We start from the raw sequence: 18,980 nt of genomic DNA on the forward strand, positions 1-18,980 counted from the left end.
GACAAAATTGTAGAAATTATTATATAATTTAAACTAGAAAACGTTTACAATCATTATCTCACTAAATCTTGAAAAATCAATTATCTGGCTAGTTGAACACGTTTGCATGAACGGATTTAATCCATAATTATTTTCAAGATTAATTATTTAAAACTTTTGAACACGTTTGCATTAATTCAATAAAAACACAATTAAACATTGATAAATAAAGATTCGCTAGTCTTGAACACGTTTTCAAACAATGGGTTTTGTCTAAGCAAAGAGTACAAATGTAATTTCTCTAATAAAACAGAATCAAACATAAAAAGGAGAGTAATTATGGCTGAGGTAGTGTTGAAAAGAATTGAAAAAGAATACCCAAATGGCTTTAAAGCAGTCCATGGAATTGATCTAGAGGTTAAAGATGGAGAGTTCATGGTATTTGTAGGTCCATCAGGATGTTCTAAGTCTACAACTTTAAGAATGATAGCAGGTCTGGAGGATATCACAGGTGGAGAAATATGGATTGGAGATAGATGTGTAAACGAAGTCCCTCCAAAGGATCGTGGAATAGCAATGGTATTCCAAAACTATGCATTGTATCCTCATATGACAGCCTATAATAATATGGCTTTTGGGCTAAAATTTCAAAAAACACCTAAGGATGAAATCGATAAAAGAGTTAGAGATGCAGCAGAAAAACTAGAAATAACAGATCTTTTAGATAGAAAACCTAAAGAAATGTCTGGGGGCCAAAGGCAAAGGGTGGCAGTTGGAAGAGCAATAGTAAGAAAGCCAGAAGTTTTCTTATTCGATGAACCATTGTCAAACCTAGATGCAAAATTGAGAGTATCAATGAGGGTACGTATTAGTCAGCTTCATCAACAGTTAAAAGAAGAGGGGCAACCTGCTACCATGATATATGTAACACATGATCAGGTAGAAGCCATGACAATGGGAGATAGAATTTGTGTATTGAAATTTGGTGAAATCATGCAGGTAGATACACCTTTAAATTTATACAACAAACCAGCCAATAAGTTTGTTGCAGGCTTTATTGGGGCACCAGCTATGAATATTGTTGAAGCAGAACTAATTAGTGAAAAAGATAAAGCTTGGTTAAAAATTGGAGAGTTTACGTTCCTTCTTCCAGAAGAAAAAGCCAGCAAGGTAAAGAATTATGTAGGGAAAAAGGTATGGTTTGGTATAAGACCAGAGAATATAAAATCCTTTGAAACCAATCCTAATGAAGAGAATAATTATGCAACTGGCGAAGTATCTGTGGTTGAACAAATGGGTAATGAAGAATTTGTTTATTTTTATATGGCTGGCAACCAATTTATTTCTAGGTTAAATCCAGAAAAAGTAAAACAAATTTCCTTAAGAGGAAGCTATAAGTTTTGGTTTGATTTAAGTAAATGTCATTTGTTTGATTTTGAAAGTGAAGAAAATATATCACTGTAGTGGTGAATAAAGAACTAAGTATTATACTTTAAGCAGTATTGCTAAGAACTTAATTTTAAATCTTAACAATAAGGAGTTATATGATGGATATACAAAAATATGTAGATAATTACCTAAAGAATTTTAAGCGATATAGAGAAAAGTGGAATTACGAAGATGGATGTGTTTTTATCGGAGCCTTAAACCTATACAAAACCACTGGTGAGGATAAGTATCTTTCTTTTATCTTGAACCAATTAGATCAGTTAGTTTCAGTAGAAGGACAGCCATTGAATTATCAAGCAGATGAATATAACATCGATAATATTAATTCTGGGAAGGTTCTTTTTGATGCATTAGAAACAACTGGTGATGATAAATACAAAAAAGCCCTGAATCTATTAAGGGAGCAGCTGAAAAAACATCCTAGAAATAATGAAAAGAGTTTTTGGCATAAACAAATATATCCTAACCAAGTATGGTTAGATGGTCTATATATGGCAATGCCATTTTATGCAAAGTATGAAAAAACATTTAATAATAAAGAAGGATATGAAGACATTCATCAGCAGTTCTTAAACGTAAGGAAAAGAATATGGGATGCTGAGAAGCAACTATATTATCATGGCTATGATGAGAGTAGAAAAGAAAAATGGTGCAATAAAGAATCAGGCTTATCCGAAAACTTTTGGGTGCGGGCTATGGGTTGGTTCGTTATGGCGATGGTTGATACACTAGAGATTATAGAAGAGAATTCAGACTTTAAAAGAGATATACAATCAATGCTTATAGAGGCAATAGAAGGATTACTTAGGTACCAAGATGCAAGTGGAATGTGGTATCAGGTAATAGATGAAGGAAATCGCGAAGGGAATTATCTAGAAACATCTGGAACATTAATGATTGCTTATTCTATATTAAAGGGAGTAAGGCTGGGATATTTACCGTTGGAGTTAAGGGAGTACGGAGTAAAAGCCTTCAACGGAACAGTTAAATTATATCTAAATACTGAAACTATGGAGTTAGATGGAATATGTGGTGTTGCAGGGCTTGGAAACGTCCCCTACAGGGATGGAAGCTACGAATATTATATTTCAGAGAAGCCTGTCATCAATGATCATAAGGGAGTTGGAGCTTTTCTAATGACCTACAGCGAGATACTAAAATTATCTTGATAATAATATAATTTGCTTTGGCAAAGTTTGGCCGTTGCCAAGCTTCCCAAAGGGTGTTATTGTAGTAACTAATGCTGTTTTTACAGGAATTCATAAAACAGCACCTTGAAGAAACTATATTATATAAAGTCGATATGTTTTTAAATATTATGTCTTAATCTTATATATTGAGCTGGAAATGGATAGTATGGTTAAGTTGTTCAGTTAAGTTTATGCTTAAAATGATAGTACATTTAAGCTATTATTATAGGCAATAAATAAAGGGAGGAGAATTATAATGAAAAAGATTAAAGTGTTATCGATTTTTGTGGCATTAGTTCTACTGCTTACAGCATGTGCTGGTAATACAAGCACAGGCAACAACGATGGAAATGGGGAACCAGAAGAGGTAACCTTAAGATTTTCTTGGTGGGGTGGAGATGCTAGACATGAAGCAACTTTAGAGGCCATCAGATTATTTGAGGAAAAAAATCCTGGAATTAAAATCAGTGCTGAATACGGTGGATGGCAAGGTCACCAAGAGAAGGTAACAACACAAATGGTGGGTAACACAGCTCCTGACGTTATACAAGTTAACTGGAACTGGTTATGGTTATTCTCTAAGGATGGTAATGGTTTCTATGATTTAAACCAAGTTAGTAATATTATTACGCTAGACAACTATGATAAAGCATTATTAGACCAAACTACAATTAATGGCAAATTAAATGGACTACCTGTTGGAATCGGTGGTAAAGTGTTTTACTTCAATGAAAGCACATATGAAAAAGCAGGCGTGGAAATTCCAAAAACCTTTGAAGATTTATTTGCAGCAGCAGAAGTTTTTAAGGCTGAGCTAGGTGCAGACTATTATCCATTTGATTTAGATCAATATAATGCATTTTTAATGGTATTATACTATCTAGAGCAAAAAACTGGTAAGCCCTTCATTGGTGCAGACAATCAAGTAGCATACACAAAGGATGAATTAATTGACGGATTAAACTTCTATCAGAAAATGGTAGACGAAGGAGTAACACCTTCACTGGAAGTTAGAGGTGCAGCAGGTGATGTTCCTGTAGACCAAACTCCAAGCTGGATTCAAGGTAAATATGGTGGAACCTATGAATGGGACAGTGCAATTGCTAAGTTCCAAGCAGCCCTTGAGGGAGATCAAAAAATAGTAACAGGTGATTTCTTAAAGGATATTGGACCAAACAAATCTGCTTTAGCAAAGGTTTCTATGGTTTACTCTATCAATAAGAATACTAAACACCCAGAAGCAGCAGCTAAATTCTTAGATTTCCTAGTTTCTGACCCAGAAGCTTCAGCAATTTTAGGAACATCAAGAGGTATTCCTGCAAACCTTAGTGCGCTAGCAACTCTTGAAGGTCAAGGCAAATTAGAAGGACTAACCTATGAAGGAAATGTAAAGGTTAAAGAAAACTTAGGTGCTGGTATTTCACCATACTTTGAAGATGCAGAGCTTCAAGCCTTCTATAGAAACTCAATGGAAGAATTCGGATACGGAATCTTAAATGCAGAGCAAGTTGCAGAGAAAATTATAACAACAGTAAATAGATTAGTAGCAGAATTAGCTAAGTAGGTTTGGGGGGGAGAGATTCTCTCCCCTGTAATTCCTAGAAGGAGGCAGGCATGAAGCTAAAGAAATATGAAGGTGTCATTTATATTTTACCTTGGTTAGTAGGTTTAATGATTTTTACAGCATTTCCGTTTATTGCATCCTTTTTACTGAGCTTTACTAATTACAACCTGATGTCAGCACCTAGCTTTGTGGGTCTTGATAATTATAGAACAATGTTTGAAAATGAACTATTTAAAAAGTCTATTACTACTACGTTTATATATGTATTTGTTACTGTACCATTAAAGCTGTCATTTGCACTTTTTATCGCTTATATTTTAAACTTTAAAATTAAAGGAGTAAACTTCTTTAGAACAGCATATTACTTACCTTCGATTTTAGGGGGGAGTGTTGCAATCGCAGTTTTATGGAGATTCTTGTTCTCGGATAGTGGTTTAATTAATCTGATCATAGGTTTCTTTGGAATAAGCTCAATCAGTTGGTTAGGTAATCCAAGATATGCGATATTTACTATCAGTCTACTACGTGTATGGCAATTTGGTTCACCAATGGTTATATTCTTAGCAGCATTAAAAAATATACCAGAGTCCCTATACGAAGCAGCCAGGATTGATGGAGCTTCAAAGGTTAGTATTTTCTTTAGGATAACATTACCATTAATTACACCCATTGTATTCTTTAATTTTATTATGCAACTGGTACAAGCCTTTCAAGAATTTAATGGACCCTATATCATAACTGGAGGTGGACCGTTATACTCAACCTATTTATTTCCTCTCTATATTTATGATAATGCATTTAAATACTTTAGAATGGGTTATGGTAGCGCGCTTTCTTGGTTCTTATTCATTATTATAATGATTTTCACATTAATTACCTTTAAGTCTGAGAAGTATTGGGTTCACTATGATGGGGGAGATGAATAATGAAAGCAAAGGAAACAAAACAAAAACAAGAAACCACACAAGTGAATAATGCAATATTAGAGAATGATCTAATACTGAGAAAAAGAAGAGTAAGAAGAACAAAAATAAATGAAGGCATTCGATATGCAATTTTAGCAATAGTTGGGCTATTTATGTTATATCCATTAGTTTGGCTTGTTGGAGCATCATTTAAATCTAATGCAGAAATTTTTACTTCTATTGGTTTTTTACCGTCGGAATTTGATTTTTCAGGATATGTAAGAGGTTGGAAAACATCAACAGAGTACACCTTTACAACTTATTTTATTAATACCTTTAAAATCGTAATCCCTAAGGTTATTTTGACAGTAATTTCAACAACAGTAACTGCCTATGGGTTTGCTAGATTTAAGTTTGCAGGAAAAAAATATCTTTTCTCAATTTTGATTGCAACATTACTTTTACCAAATGTTGTTTTAAGAATTCCTCAATATTTGATGTTTAGAGAGTTTAATTGGTTAGACACCTATAAGCCATTAATAGTACCTGCAGCTTTTGCAGTTGATGCATTCTTTGTATTTATGATGATACAATTTATGAAGGGTATACCAAAGGACTTAGAAGAAGCAGCAGTCATTGACGGTTGCAACTCACTACAAGTATTATTGTATATTCTAATACCAATACTAAAACCAGCAATGATTTCAGTTGCCCTTTTCCAATTCATGTGGACAATGAATGACTTCTTAGGACCATTAATTTATCTATCAAGTGTTAAGAAATATCCAGTATCCATTGCCCTCAAAATGTCTATGGATGCTAGTGCACTGGTTCAATGGAATCAAATTATTGCAATGTCAGTTATTGTATTGATACCATCTCTGGTAGTATTCTTCATAGCACAAAAACACTTTGTAGACGGTATAACTACTTCAGGATTAAAAGGTTAATAAGACTATGGTTAATACCATTGTAATAAGCTATGTAGAGGTGAATTATGAGATTTGAAATTATTACAATATCATCCAGAACAGCTACTATAGAAGTAATGAATGATCTGTGTGTCTACACAGATTATGAGTATCAGATTTATGCAAATGAAGAATTAGTTAGAACAACTAATAAAAATGTAGTAACTCTATTTAATCTGGAACCAGATAAAGAATATGAATTATATTTAAAGGACTCTAAAACAGATAAAAAAAGTAGTATTAAGATATTTAAAACTGAGAAAGAATATGTTTCCTTAAACGTAATGGAATTTGGCGCAAAAGGAACAGGAGATATCTATGATACTGCAGCAATACAGGCTGCTTTAATGGCTTGTCCTGAAAATGGAAGGGTGGTTATTCCTAAAGGAACATATTTAACCACACCCATTTTCCTTAAAAGCAATATAACCTTGGAAATTCAAGAAGGAGCTATACTTTTAGGCAGCGTAATTAGAGAAGATTATCCTATTTTACCTGGATTGACTCAAACTACCGATGAAAAGGATGAATTCTATTTAGGCTCATGGGAAGGTGAACCAGTAAATTCCTTTGCTAGTCTATTAACCGGTATTGGACTAAGTAATGTAAAGATTATCGGTGAAGGAATTATCGATGGTAATGCTTCCTTTGATAACTGGTGGAAGGATGCAAAAAAGCAAAAAATTGCATGGAGACCCAGAACTATATTCTTAAAGGATTGCAGCAATGTTTTAATTGAGGGTGTTACAGTTCAAAATTCACCTTCATGGACTATTCATCCTATTTTTTCAAAGGATATAAAACTTATTAACTTAAAGGTTATAAATCCAAAGGATTCTCCAAATACAGATGGAATTAACCCCGAGTCATGCCAAAATGTTGATATTATTGGGGTTGATTTCTCTGTTGGAGATGATTGTATTGCCATAAAGTCTGGAAAACTTTATATCGGAGCAAGACTTAAAACTCCCTCAGAAAATATAATAATACGAAACTGTCATATGAAATTTGGACATGGTGGAATAGTTATTGGGAGTGAAATGGCAGGAGGAGTAAAAAACGTTTATGCAATAAGGTGTATATTTGAAGAGACAGATAGGGGTATAAGAATAAAGACTAGAAGAGGTAGAGGTAAAGATGGAATAATCAATGGTATTAATGCTGAAAATATTATAATGAAAAAAGTATTAACTCCCTTTGTCATAAATGCTTTTTATTTCTGTGATCCAGATGGGAAGACTGAATATGTATGGAGTAAAGAAGAGCTCCCTGTAGATGAAAGAACACCTGTTATCAGAAACATATATCTAAAAGACATGATATGTGAAGATTGTGAAGTAGCAGCTGGATTTATTTATGGTCTTCCAGAAAAAAAAGTAGAAAATATAATACTTGAAAATATTAAGGTTTCATTTGCTAAAGATGCAAAGCCAGGGCATCCTGCCATGATGAGCTTTTTAGAAGAGCAAGTGAAAGCAGGATTTTTTATTGGAAATGCTAAAAATGTAACCGTAAGAAACTTTAAGACGGAAAATGTTGTAGGTAAACCATTTATAATGTCTGATGTTGAAGATATTACATTTATAGAATAATTCCAATATTAAAATGAATTTTAAGACAAATGTCATAGGTTGTTTAAACTGATAGATTATTGATAGTATATAAATTTAAAAGGAGGTATTTAGATGCTAGAGATTAGATATGCATCAAACAATAAGGACGCCAAAGCTTACGACACCAGTAGATTGCGTGAAGAATTTCATATAGGAGGCCTTTTTAAGAAGGATGAAATCAAGTTGGTTTACTCCCATATTGATAGGATTATTGCAGGGTCAGTGTGTCCAGTAGAAAAAGAATTAAAGCTGGAGGCTGGAAAAGAAATTGGAGCAGAATATTTTTTGGAAAGAAGAGAGCTTGGAATTATTAATATTGGTGGTAAGGGAACAGTACTGCTTGATGGAAATGAATATGAATTGGATAAAAGAGACGGCCTTTATGTGGGTCTTGGAATAAAGGATGTTATTTTTAAATCAGCTAACAATGCTGATCCAGCTAAGTTTTACATAAATTCGGCTCCAGCCCATAGGGAATATCCAACGGTTAAAATTAATATTAAGGATGCTAATCCTGTACACTTAGGCTCGGAAAAAGAGCTTAACAAGAGAACCATTTATCAGTATGTACATCCAAATGTTTGTAAATCCTGTCAGCTATTGATGGGAATGACATTATTAGATGAAGGTTCAGTTTGGAATACTATGCCTTCTCATACTCATGATAGAAGAATGGAAGTTTATTTTTATTTCGATATGGACGAAGATGCAATGGTATTTCACATGATGGGAGAGCCTCAAGAGACTAGACATATTATCTTGAGAAATGAAGAAGCTGTTATTTCACCTTCTTGGTCTATACACTCAGGGGTAGGAACAAAGAAGTATACATTTATCTGGGGTATGGTGGGAGAAAATCAAACCTTTACTGATATGGATCATATTGATAATAGAGACCTACTATAGTAGTTTACTAAACTTAATAAGGAGGTTATAGCTATGGCAACAGTTGAATATCTTTACGAGCATTTTGGATTAGAGGGAAAGGTAGCAATGATAACCGGTGGAAATAGTGGTATTGGCTGGGCTATTGCAAAAAATCTTGCTAAGGCAGGAGCAGATCTATTTCTTTTTACCCACTCGACAAGAAATAAAGAGGAAATAACCAACGAGATCGAAGCTTTAGGAAGAAAAGTAAAGTTTGCCCATGGAGATTTAGATAAAGAAGATGATGCTATGGGAGCAGTGGAAAAATGTATAGAAGCCTATGGCAGAATAGATATTCTAGTTAATAATGCAGGAACAATTCATAGAGCACCGTTGTTAGAAGGAGATAATGAGGGGTGGAAGAAGGTAATAGATTTAAATCTAAGCTCCATCTATTATTTATCTAAGGTTGCTGCCAAGTACATGGTAGAGCAAGGAAGCGGTAAAATAATAAACATTGCTTCTATGCTATCATTCCAGGGGGGGAAATTTGTTCCATCCTATACAGCCTCTAAACATGGAGTTGCAGGACTAACAAAGGCCTTTGCCAATGAGTTAGCAGAGAAAAATGTACAAATAAATGCCATTGCACCAGGCTATATTGAAACTGCCAACACAGCTCCTATAAGAGCTGATGAAAAGAGAAATGCAGAAATTTTAGGGAGAATCCCTGCAGCAAGATGGGGAAAACCAGAAGATTTAGCAGCAGCTGCAGTATTTCTTTCATCAAAGGCATCAGATTATATGAACGGACATGTACTATGTGTAGATGGTGGTTGGCTAGTTAGATAGATAGAAGAAAAAGAATCCTTTTTAGGATTTATAGACAAACTCATATTTTCGAAACTACGTAAATCCGCTCAGAACCAAGTCTGGAATGAGCTAAAGATAATCAGGAGATTTCAAAACTCGCTTTCGCTCAAACAGTTGAAAACTCTTATCTGATTATCTTTTCGCTCTTTTTATTTTAACTTCACTGATTATTTACTTAAGTTTTAAAAATCGAGTTTGCTAAATAGATATTACTTTGTCTGCAATCTGAAAGAATCCTTTTTAGGATTCTTTTTTTATGGATTTGAATATTTTAAATTCTCGTTAATGTTTGTAAACAATATATGGAAAAAAGAATTATTATGATAAAATATATTTACATAAGCATAAACATATACTATATGGGTCAGGGGGGGATTATTATTAAGCTTTTTAAAGGTAAACCATATACTCTAAACTATAAAACTGCAATACTTAGCTTAGTAATTGCATTAGCTGTTATCTTTAGTGGCTGTAGCAGTGATGGTATCGAAAAAAATAATTGGAGCACAGTAGACCTACAAGATTACCTAGATGCCTTTGATGGAGAAGCAGCTTATCAGCATGTAGCTGAACTAGCTTCAGATGGATTTTTAGGAAGAAATCCAGGAACAGAAGGTAATGAATTGGCAGCAGAATATATTAAAGATCAATTTGAAGCCTTTGGGTTACTGCCGGGAGGAGATGATGATAGCTATTATCAGCATTTTGATATACAGACAATACTATATAATAGTCCAGTTGTTTTAGAATTGATTAATGAAGATGGAGCTGTTGAAGAAAGCTTCACTTACCGTAAGGATTACATTAAGATACATAATATAATTAGCTATAATCAATTAGGAAGGGCTACCTTTAGAGATGTTTCATATGAAATAGAAGCACCATTTTTAATCCAACGAAAGGACGAAGCAGCTTCAGCAGGTGAGGAAACCGTGCTAATAATAGATCAACAACACATTAATGCCCTGGGATCTATTACTAGTCAAAAGCTTCGTGAGGCTAGTAATAAGAGTGAATTCCCACTGGTTTTATATGTACACCAGCCATTTAGTGGATATGGCGGTGGCATAGTTTCAGAATTCATGTCAATTATTCGTTCACCCATTAACTCTATTAGTAAACCAATGATACTTATTACCCCAGAGGTACTTCAGACCCTCGAGAGCTATGAAAATGATCATTATATGCTTCGTGTATCTAGTAGTGTTAATTATCCAAATGTAAGTGCGGCCAATGTAATTGGTCGACTACCTGCTGCTGAAGAAACAGATGACACATTAATAATTTCTGCTCATTTTGATCACTTTGGAGTAGATGCAGATGGTCAAGTAAACTATGGTGCCCTTGATAATGCATCCGGTGTCGGCGCTATGCTGGAAATAGCAAGGGTGATTTCAAACATGGAGAACTTACCACCCTTTAATATAGAGTTTATTGCCTTTAATGGGGAAGAACATGGACTCTTAGGGGCTTACCATTATGTATCGAAAATGGAACATAATCCTAATAATTTAAAGATGATTAATCTCGATATGGTGGGGGCAAATAATTCTGAATTAATGCTACTATATACTAATGCAAATGATCAGTTATATAGAGATTTAACCAAAGTTGCACTGCAGCAAAATACAAGAATTAGAACTAGTTCTGACAACGGTCGAAGTGATCATTCGGTTTTTGGTAATGCTGGAGCAGATGCAGTAATGTTTATTCATCTTTCTCAACAGGTATTTGATGAAATATATCATAGGCCATACGATACTATCGATCAAATAAATAAAGAAAAGCTCGAGGAAGTTGCAAGGGTAATTCTTCAATATATTTATGATAGTGCAAATGAACAAAAAATTAGTGAAGCAGGTGTTAAACACCTGCTTTTATCTTTTTTTCTTATATCTCTTAACCCTTAAACTCTTTATTTTTATTTTTGTTTTTTTCATTCAACATTCAACATTTAAATAATATGTTCTTAACTCTTAACTCTTAACTCTTAATTTTTATCTTTTCGCTCTCAACTCTTAACTTATTCTAACCCTTCCCAATCTATAAGCATATATGGGTCAATATTGGTGGTATAATAGGAGGTTGTCCAGTGAAGATGGGGCCCTGTTGAAAAGCCAGTAGAACCAACAGTACCAATTGTTTCTCCCTTAGTAACCATATCACCCTCAATAGAATAACGTTGGTCCATATGATAATATACTGTGAAAAAGCCTAATCCATGGTCTATGACGATTGTTTCACCAGTCAATATTAGATTCATTGATAGAACAACTTTCCCTCCGTTGGATGCTAATATTGGAGTGCCCTTTGGGGCAGCTAAATCTAAACCAGAATGGGGACTTGATGCAAGAGAACCATTAACAAATCTCATCATACCATATTCTGTTGTAAGTCTACCCTCAACTGGTATAATGAAATCTCCCTCCCAAAGCTTTGATGGCTCACTATTTTTACGTACTGGTGTAAAATATTTAGCGAATTCTTCGTAAGCAGCATCATTACGGGTTGCCTCTTCAATTTTAGAATCTATTACAAGGTACTGCTTTCTAAAATCTCGATTAATAATTTCTAGGCTACCTTGATAAATAAGCTGATTTTCTGAGTTTGATTCAAGGTATATCTCCAATGGATAATCTCCAGTTTTGACCCAATAATCAAGGGGAATGATGGCGATTTTATAGTCATCAAAATTATGTACTTCAATATTATCAGTTATGTCTTGTTGTATGATTGGTACTTGATTATCATCGAGATTCTCAAGCTTTATAACAAATAAGCCACCTGGGGAAACTTTAGAGTTTTGAATTGTAACTTTAGGTGGTAAATCCATTTTACCAAGAAAAGAGTATACTATGGTACCATAGTAATCCTTTTCATAAGTTTTTTCAAAACCTAAAGTTATTGTGTAAGTGAAGGTGCCATTACCTTCTAATGGTTTAAAGGTATTATTTATCATTGCAAGCTCTTTTAGTGTTTTGCCATCCTTCATAACCTCAATAGTAATACTATCTGGGACAATGGAAAAATCAAGCTCTAGTATATCATCCGGGTTAAGGGATAAAGCACTTGTGGCTGGGCTACTTAACTGATCCATAGTATGTATATAGTAGTTTCCATCTATTTTCAAATAATTCCAAATAAAAGAAATAGGGGTTAAAATATTTGTGACATTATTTTGATTCAATGAAACTAGAGGTGGTTCATATGTAGGATATATTGATTCTAATCCATTAATCAATAGAAACTCCTGCATGCTGGCATTTGAGGTCTTTAAAAAATCTCCTTTACCATTCTTTAAAATATAAAGTTCCTGATTATCGAAATCCACAAATAGATCATAGTAGAGGATTCTATTATTTATAGTAATTTCAAGTCTTTGGTCCAATTCGGCATTAACTATCTCCTTTGTTTTTAATGAAGAATTTATTAAAGAGGCGATTACATCAATTTCAGAAATATCTTCAACAGAATTGAAGGAAGTAACCAGTTCATTGTCGAATTTATAAACATTAATTAACGTTATCTGGTCTGCTGAAAGCTCCTTATTACTAAAATAGTAATAAGCTGTAGAAATAGTACTTAATAAGAGTATTAAAATAATAAATTGTCTTTTTTTCAATAGAATCGCCCCCTTGTATATATCTATTATAATCGACAGTTCATGTAAAAATAAAGAGCATTTAATGTAATATGTAGATAATGCCCCCTTATCAAACCCGTATTCATAGGAAGTTGAAGTTTCCTAGGGCAATAAAAGAAAAAATTTAGGATGAAAGAGGTGATATCCAATGATCAATAAAAAATATGAAAATACTAATATGACTTTGTTTGATGATGCATTAATGGGAATCTTTCGCAGTACACTGGATGCTAGGTTTCTATACGTAAACAAGTTATTTGCTCATATTTTAAAATACGATTCACCTGATGATGTCTTGAAATCTGTTCATAACATTGAAGAACAGGTATATGTTAAGAAAAATAGAGAAGAGCTAACTAATATAATTAAAAAAGAAGGTAGACTTTCAAATTATGAAATAGAATATTATTGTAAGGATGGTAGTATAGTAGCAGCAGTATTAAACATGAGGTTAGTGGAGGATATTGAAGGAAATTACTTTTTAGAGGGTTTTATTAGTGATGTATCGGATATGAAAAAGAAAGAGGTTATTTTAAAAGAGAATGAGCAAAGGCTACAGGAATTGAATGAAGAGCTGGAGGCAGCATTGCAGCAATTGAAGGCGAATGAGGAAGTATTACATGATCACTATAATCGTTTAAAGGAAAATGAAAAAGCACTGACAGAAAGTGAAGAACGTTGGTATTTTGCCCTTGAAGGAAGTGAAAATGGAGTTTGGGACTGGGATATATTAAATAATAAGATTTTTCGTTCTGATCAATATAAAAAAATGCGTGGATTTACAAAAACTGAGATGAATGACTCATTAGATAGCTGGACTTCGCATCTTCATCCTCTAGATAAAGAAACTGTTTTGAAGGAATTAAAGGATCATATTGATGGTAATTCTCCCATCTACTCAGTTGAGTATAGGTTAATGTGTAAGGATGGTACCTATATGTGGATTCATGAGAGGGGAAAGGTAATGGTTCGGGATCATATGGGTAAGCCCATAAGAATGGTTGGTACCCATATGAATATAAATAAGAGAAAAGAAGCAGAGGAAGCTATACAATATCAAAAAAACCTTTTTGAGTCTCTTTTTAATAATTCACCAGAAGCCATTGCTTACTTTGATAGTGATGAAAAAATATTGGACATAAATTCTAGATTTACAGAATTGTTTGGGTATAATGACTGTGAAATAAAAGGTAAAAGAATAAGTGAAGTTGTAGATACAGAGGGAAAGCTAAATAATTTTGGGATTAGAACTGTACTGGAGGGTAAACCCTTCCTTTTGGAGGATGTTATCCGTTTTAATAAACAAGGTAAACCTCTTCACTTGATAGTAAAGGGAGCACCAATTATAATAAAAAATAAAACAGTTGGTGGTTATGCTATATATACAGATATACGTGCTATTAAGAAGGCTGAAGCTAAAATAAGAAGACAGCAAAAAATATTGGAATCTCTCTTTAAATACTCACCAGACGCTATAGTGCACATGGATATGGAGGGAAACATTATACAGATTAATGAAAAATTTTATCAAATGTTTGGGTACTCCCAGGAGGAATGCAAAGGTAATCACTTAAATAATCTAATTGTTACAGAAGAGTACATTAACGATGCAAAAAATATTGATATAATGGCATTTAATAGGAGCGACTTGGATATAGAGTCTAAGAGAATTAAAAAGGATGGTAGTTTTATAGATGTAAAGCTTCGTGGAGGGGCAACTGTAGTTGATGGTGAAATAATAGGGTATCATGCAATATATACTGATATTACTGCCCAGAAAAAGGCAGAAGAACATATAAAATACTTAAGTTATCATGATAAATTGACAGGATTATATAATCGAGCTTACTTTGAAGAAATACTAGAAAAGCTGGATGCAGAGAATCAACATCCTTTAGCTATTATTATTGGTGACGTAAATGGTCTTAAGCTTATTAATGATGTATTTGGGCATCAGGAAGGAGACAAGCTATTAATTACAATTGCTGAAATACTGAAAAAAGCCTGTCGTTTTGATGATATCGTTTGCAGATGGGGTGGCGACGAATTTGCAATAATGCTCCCCAATTCAAATGAGTCTGATGCTAGAGAGGTCTGTAAGCGTATTGATCAATTACGGTTAGAATCTAAGAACACTCCTATTAGAATAAGTATTGCAACTGGATTCGCTGTAAAACAAGATAAATTCAAAAACATGAAGGAAGTTAAAAAAGAAGCTGAAGAGAAAATGTATAGAAATAAGCTTATGGAAGAAACCAGTATGAGAAGTAATATAATCTTGTCACTTCAGCAATCATTATATGAAAGAAGCAATGAAACCGAAGAACATGCCCAGAGAATGAAGGATTTAAGTATTAGATTGGGAAAGAAGCTAGAACTAGATAGTGATAAAATTGCAGAATTAAGTTTGTTGGCAATAATTCATGATATTGGCAAGATAGCAATCTCTGATATAATTCTAGATAAGCCCAGTAAGCTAACTGAAGCCGAGTGGGAAGAGATGAAAAAGCATACGGAAATAGGTTATAGAATTGCTAATACTACACCAGAATTAATGCATATATCAAAATATGTACTATTCCATCATGAAAGATGGGATGGTAGGGGATACCCTAAAGGATTAAAAGGGAATGAAATTCCTTTATTGTCACGTATTATAGCAATTATAGATGCATACGATGTAATGACCCATTCCAGACCATATAAAAAACCAATTTCCCATGAAGAAGCAATTGAAGAGATAGTTAAATGCTCAGGTAGTCAATTTGATCCAGAAATTGCAAAAATATTTGTAGATCTGTTTAAATAGCCGCTCTAAATCAACAGTTTACATATAAAACCCAGTAATAAAAACGTTGTTAATAATACGTTTTTATTACCGGGTTATTAGTAGTATTATATAAAGATATAATAAGCAAAATATACTATAATTATTTAAGAATGTGATTTAACCTTTTTACTTTCATTTTTACTTTCATTTAGAACAACCTGTTCTATTAAGCCATCCTTCATTTTTAAAATCTTCATTGTAATATCACCGATTTCATATTCAGCGCCTTCCTCTACAGGTATACAGGTTTCCTCTGAAAGGTGGCAAATAAGGCCTCCTACTGTATTTCCTTTATCCTCTGGAATGTCAAGGTCTCCTTCAAAATTGAGAGCATGTACAGGCGAGGCAGCAGATATAATTCTACCTTCTCTAAATGAATACTTCGGCGACATTAAAAACTTACGAATGAGAAATACTATTGCAATAGCAGCTGTTCCAAGAAGTAAATCCCACGGTGTCTCACTATAAACCAACATTTTTCGTGCAATTGCGAAAAGAACAAGCTCTAAAATACTGCTGGTTGAATGAGATAATAGCATTAACACAAGCTCTACTCCAATAACTAGTAACAATGAAACACTAAGGAATTTCTTGAATACCTCATATGTGTAAGTTACATCAGTTTGGTAAATAATAACGAGATATTTAACTATTGTTATTAATCCAATACCGATAGCAATAATAATACATAAGGCCAATAGAAGCTCTAGACCTGTTGCACATTTAACTAGTTTTTTCTTAGCATTTTCTAACAGCATTGTTAACCCTTCTTTCAATAAATTATAATCCAAACATAGTATACTCCTGTATGACAATTTTTGCAACTAAATTTTTTGGGTATTTTGACTTTGTATACTGTATATAGAAATATAATTAGGGCTATAAAACCAATGGATTTAATGGTTATAATTCATCCACTTTTCAAGAAGTATATCTAGCTCTTGCTGTAGCTTGTCTTTTGTTATCTGCAAGCTTTCTAAAGCTGCATAGTTTGAAGCATTATTAAGCATATCTTCATCGATTAATGTGATTTGCTTTTCCAAAGCTTCTATTTTATCTTCAATAGCGTTAACATCTATTTTTATGCTTTTCGGTTTGTCTTTTCCTTGTCTTGAACTATGTTTTTCCTTAATTTCGACAGTTTTCTTTATATAGTTTGATTGATTATGACTAATTAAGTCTAAAGTCTGAGTCTGCTTTTCCTTATAGTAGTCATAATTTCCAACATATTCAGTGATCTTAGAATCCTTTATCTCAAAAACTTTTTCTGCAAGCATGTTAATAAAATAGCGATCATGGGATACGAATATTACAGTTCCATCGAAATCTTTAAGGGCATCCTCCAGCATTTCTCTAGATTCAATATCCAGATGATTTGTTGGTTCATCTAAAATTAATGTATTAACATCTTGATGCATTAATTGGCATAAGCGAAGCCTGCTTTTTTCTCCACCAGATAAGGTTCCTACTTTTTTAAAAACATCTTCATCATAAAACAAAAACTGAGCCAATATGCTTCTTGCTTCACCTTCATTAACACTAAGGTTAGATCTAAAGGCCTCTAAGACAGACATCTCCAAATCGTTGAAGGTTATATTTTGCTGTAAGTATCCTACTTTTGTACTGTTCCCAATTAATATTTTCCCTTCATCCGGTAAATACTCACCAGTAATTAGCTTAAATAATGTGGATTTTCCAGCTCCATTTTTTCCCAATATAGAAACTTTATCGTTTTTATAAATATGAAGATCTATTTTACTAAGTATAGTAGTGTTATTAAAGGCTTTACTTATTTGATGAATTTTCACTACATCCTTGCCACTAAGTTCCTTAGATGTGAATTCAACCTGAATTTTGCGACGATCTAGAATTGGTTTTTTGATCTTTTCTAATTTTTCTATTTTTTTAAGAATACTAGCAGCTTTTCTGTGGAACTTTGGATTATCTCCGCGATTACCCCAATCTTTAAACCTTTTAGCAGCTTCCTCCATAGATTTTATTTTCTTCTGTTGGTTTTTATAGTCCTCCAGCATTTCAATTAATCTTCTGTTTTTTTCTTCTACATAGTAGGAATAATTTCCTAAATAAACTTCACACACTCCATCTTCAATCTCTATTATTTTATTAACTGTTTTATCTAAAAAGTATCTATCATGGGATATAACAATAACAGTACCTTCATAATCGGTTATGAATTTTTCTAACCATTCGATAGATTCCATATCTAAATGATTGGATGGTTCATCTAATAGCAATAAATCACAGGATTTTAATAGAATCTTTCCAAGTAAAATAGTAGTTTTTTCTCCACCACTTAGGCTGGAGAAATGTCTAGACTTAAGTTCTTCACTTATCTTTAATCCATTACATATTCTACTAAGCTTTTCATCGATTTCATAGCCACCTAAGCACAGAAACTCCTGCTGTAAAATACTGTATTTTTTCATTATCCCATCGAGAGTTGCTGTACTAGAATCAGCCATTAAAACCTCCAACTGCCTCATCTTCCCCAATATTCTAAACTCTTCTTCGAAGGCGGTATTTAAAACATCAATAACTAGATAATCATCTGAAAATATAGGTATTTGATCTAGGTATCCTATTCTCGTATCTTTTTTAATAGATATATCACCACCGTCGTGCTTTTCTACTTGGTTAATTAGCTTGAATAAAGTTGTTTTTCCGGTGCCATTTCTGCCAATAATACCTACCTTTTCTCCAATTTGCACATCAAAGGTTATATCCTTTAATATTTCATTACCACCAAAATATTTTTTAATATTCTTTAAATATATATGTATCATATAAGTACCTCCTCAAATTAATGGTATATTAAACTCTTATAAAATTTAAATATCAAAAACAAAAAAACCTAGGTTAAGTAAATCTATACCTAGGCTATTTCTATGTTATCAATTATTCTCAAACATGTGGCAAAGGTGACTCACTTTCTTTAATCATTAAAATATCTAATTTTGGATAGACTACTCCCTTGTTTGAAAAATTCACATGGATTATTCCAAGTATTGGAAGTCTATTCAAAATCATATTGATTAAAGTAAGTAACTTCATTTCTTTACCTCCTGTTCCCAAGTA

The 18,980-nt window shown here is 33.2% G+C and carries 14 protein-coding genes; 10 read left to right on the plus strand and 4 right to left on the minus strand.

Going from position 1 to position 18,980, the window contains the following annotated elements:
- Nucleotides 1–318: 318 nt before the first annotated feature.
- The 9 genes from BLP68_RS06270 (at nucleotide 319) to BLP68_RS06310 (ending at nucleotide 11,321) form a co-directional block, all read left to right on the plus strand.
- Complete coding sequence (locus tag BLP68_RS06270) at nucleotides 319–1,443, plus strand: ABC transporter ATP-binding protein (RefSeq protein ID WP_091541328.1); 1,125 nt, start codon at nucleotides 319–321, stop codon at nucleotides 1,441–1,443.
- Nucleotides 1,444–1,526: 83 nt separating this feature from the next.
- A complete protein-coding gene (locus tag BLP68_RS06275; protein WP_207647882.1) occupies nucleotides 1,527–2,597 on the plus strand; it encodes a glycoside hydrolase family 88/105 protein in 1,071 nt (356 codons plus the stop codon).
- Nucleotides 2,598–2,874: 277 nt separating this feature from the next.
- Nucleotides 2,875–4,182, plus strand: coding sequence for an ABC transporter substrate-binding protein (locus tag BLP68_RS06280; RefSeq protein ID WP_091541333.1), 1,308 nt, complete (start codon nucleotides 2,875–2,877; stop codon nucleotides 4,180–4,182).
- Nucleotides 4,183–4,232: 50 nt separating this feature from the next.
- Nucleotides 4,233–5,108 carry a carbohydrate ABC transporter permease gene (locus BLP68_RS06285; RefSeq protein WP_091541335.1) on the plus strand — a complete coding sequence of 292 codons (876 nt, stop codon included), beginning with the start codon at nucleotides 4,233–4,235 and terminating at the stop codon, nucleotides 5,106–5,108.
- Nucleotides 5,108–6,037 carry a carbohydrate ABC transporter permease gene (locus BLP68_RS06290; protein WP_091541338.1) on the plus strand — a complete coding sequence of 310 codons (930 nt, stop codon included), beginning with the start codon at nucleotides 5,108–5,110 and terminating at the stop codon, nucleotides 6,035–6,037. The genes BLP68_RS06285 and BLP68_RS06290 overlap by 1 nt, the downstream gene beginning before the upstream one ends.
- 47 nt (nucleotides 6,038–6,084) lie before the next feature.
- Complete coding sequence (locus BLP68_RS06295) at nucleotides 6,085–7,650, plus strand: glycoside hydrolase family 28 protein (protein WP_176758891.1); 1,566 nt, start codon at nucleotides 6,085–6,087, stop codon at nucleotides 7,648–7,650.
- Nucleotides 7,651–7,743: 93 nt separating this feature from the next.
- Nucleotides 7,744–8,577 (plus strand): 5-dehydro-4-deoxy-D-glucuronate isomerase, encoded by an 834-nt coding sequence (gene kduI / locus BLP68_RS06300; protein ID WP_091541342.1) that lies wholly within the window; start codon nucleotides 7,744–7,746, stop codon nucleotides 8,575–8,577.
- A 33-nt stretch (nucleotides 8,578–8,610) separates the two neighbouring features.
- Nucleotides 8,611–9,390, plus strand: coding sequence for a 2-dehydro-3-deoxy-D-gluconate 5-dehydrogenase KduD (gene kduD, locus BLP68_RS06305; RefSeq protein ID WP_091541344.1), 780 nt, complete (start codon nucleotides 8,611–8,613; stop codon nucleotides 9,388–9,390).
- A 341-nt stretch (nucleotides 9,391–9,731) separates the two neighbouring features.
- Nucleotides 9,732–11,321 carry a M28 family metallopeptidase gene (locus tag BLP68_RS06310; RefSeq protein ID WP_176758892.1) on the plus strand — a complete coding sequence of 530 codons (1,590 nt, stop codon included), beginning with the start codon at nucleotides 9,732–9,734 and terminating at the stop codon, nucleotides 11,319–11,321.
- A gap of 113 nt (nucleotides 11,322–11,434) precedes the next feature.
- On the opposite strand, the gene BLP68_RS06315 is transcribed toward BLP68_RS06310, so the two are convergent.
- The gene (locus tag BLP68_RS06315; protein WP_091541349.1) at nucleotides 11,435–13,033 is read right to left on the minus strand and encodes a M23 family metallopeptidase; all 1,599 of its coding nucleotides are present in this window, start codon (nucleotides 13,031–13,033) and stop codon (nucleotides 11,435–11,437) included.
- Nucleotides 13,034–13,202: 169 nt separating this feature from the next.
- On the opposite strand from BLP68_RS06315, the gene BLP68_RS06320 reads away from it, so the two are divergent.
- On the plus strand, nucleotides 13,203–15,863 hold the full coding sequence (locus BLP68_RS06320) for a sensor domain-containing diguanylate cyclase/phosphohydrolase (protein WP_091541351.1): 2,661 nt from the start codon (nucleotides 13,203–13,205) through the stop codon (nucleotides 15,861–15,863).
- A 125-nt stretch (nucleotides 15,864–15,988) separates the two neighbouring features.
- On the opposite strand, the gene BLP68_RS06325 is transcribed toward BLP68_RS06320, so the two are convergent.
- The 3 genes from BLP68_RS06325 to BLP68_RS21665 all read right to left on the minus strand — a co-directional run bounded on the left by BLP68_RS06325 (nucleotide 15,989) and on the right by BLP68_RS21665 (nucleotide 18,956).
- Nucleotides 15,989–16,675: a transporter associated domain-containing protein gene (locus tag BLP68_RS06325; protein WP_091541354.1), complete on the minus strand. Its 687-nt coding sequence runs from the start codon at nucleotides 16,673–16,675 to the stop codon at nucleotides 15,989–15,991.
- 105 nt (nucleotides 16,676–16,780) lie between these two features.
- Nucleotides 16,781–18,688 carry a ribosomal protection-like ABC-F family protein gene (abc-f, locus tag BLP68_RS06330; protein ID WP_091541357.1) on the minus strand — a complete coding sequence of 636 codons (1,908 nt, stop codon included), beginning with the start codon at nucleotides 18,686–18,688 and terminating at the stop codon, nucleotides 16,781–16,783.
- 118 nt (nucleotides 18,689–18,806) lie between these two features.
- Nucleotides 18,807–18,956 carry a hypothetical protein gene (locus BLP68_RS21665; RefSeq protein ID WP_176758893.1) on the minus strand — a complete coding sequence of 50 codons (150 nt, stop codon included), beginning with the start codon at nucleotides 18,954–18,956 and terminating at the stop codon, nucleotides 18,807–18,809.
- Between the last annotated feature and the right edge of the window lie 24 nt (nucleotides 18,957–18,980).

Origin of the sequence: Alkaliphilus peptidifermentans DSM 18978, assembly GCF_900101495.1 — a bacterium.
GTDB classification, from domain to species: Bacteria; Bacillota; Clostridia; order Peptostreptococcales; family Natronincolaceae; genus Alkaliphilus_C; species Alkaliphilus_C peptidifermentans.

Bases quoted from the DNA above. Each gene is read 5' to 3' on its own strand.
- BLP68_RS06270 (WP_091541328.1), top strand. From the start codon at position 319: ATGGCTGAGGTAGTGTTGAAAAGAATTGAAAAAGAATACCCAAATGGC.
- BLP68_RS06275 (WP_207647882.1), top strand. From the start codon at position 1,527: ATGGATATACAAAAATATGTAGATAATTACCTAAAGAATTTTAAGCGA.
- BLP68_RS06280 (WP_091541333.1), top strand. From the start codon at position 2,875: ATGAAAAAGATTAAAGTGTTATCGATTTTTGTGGCATTAGTTCTACTG.
- BLP68_RS06285 (WP_091541335.1), top strand. From the start codon at position 4,233: ATGAAGCTAAAGAAATATGAAGGTGTCATTTATATTTTACCTTGGTTA.
- BLP68_RS06290 (WP_091541338.1), top strand. From the start codon at position 5,108: ATGAAAGCAAAGGAAACAAAACAAAAACAAGAAACCACACAAGTGAAT.
- BLP68_RS06295 (WP_176758891.1), top strand. From the start codon at position 6,085: ATGAGATTTGAAATTATTACAATATCATCCAGAACAGCTACTATAGAA.
- kduI (WP_091541342.1), top strand. From the start codon at position 7,744: ATGCTAGAGATTAGATATGCATCAAACAATAAGGACGCCAAAGCTTAC.
- kduD (WP_091541344.1), top strand. From the start codon at position 8,611: ATGGCAACAGTTGAATATCTTTACGAGCATTTTGGATTAGAGGGAAAG.
- BLP68_RS06310 (WP_176758892.1), top strand. From the start codon at position 9,732: ATGATAAAATATATTTACATAAGCATAAACATATACTATATGGGTCAG.
- BLP68_RS06320 (WP_091541351.1), top strand. From the start codon at position 13,203: ATGATCAATAAAAAATATGAAAATACTAATATGACTTTGTTTGATGAT.
- abc-f (WP_091541357.1), bottom strand. From the start codon at position 18,688: ATGATACATATATATTTAAAGAATATTAAAAAATATTTTGGTGGTAAT.
- BLP68_RS21665 (WP_176758893.1), bottom strand. From the start codon at position 18,956: ATGAAGTTACTTACTTTAATCAATATGATTTTGAATAGACTTCCAATA.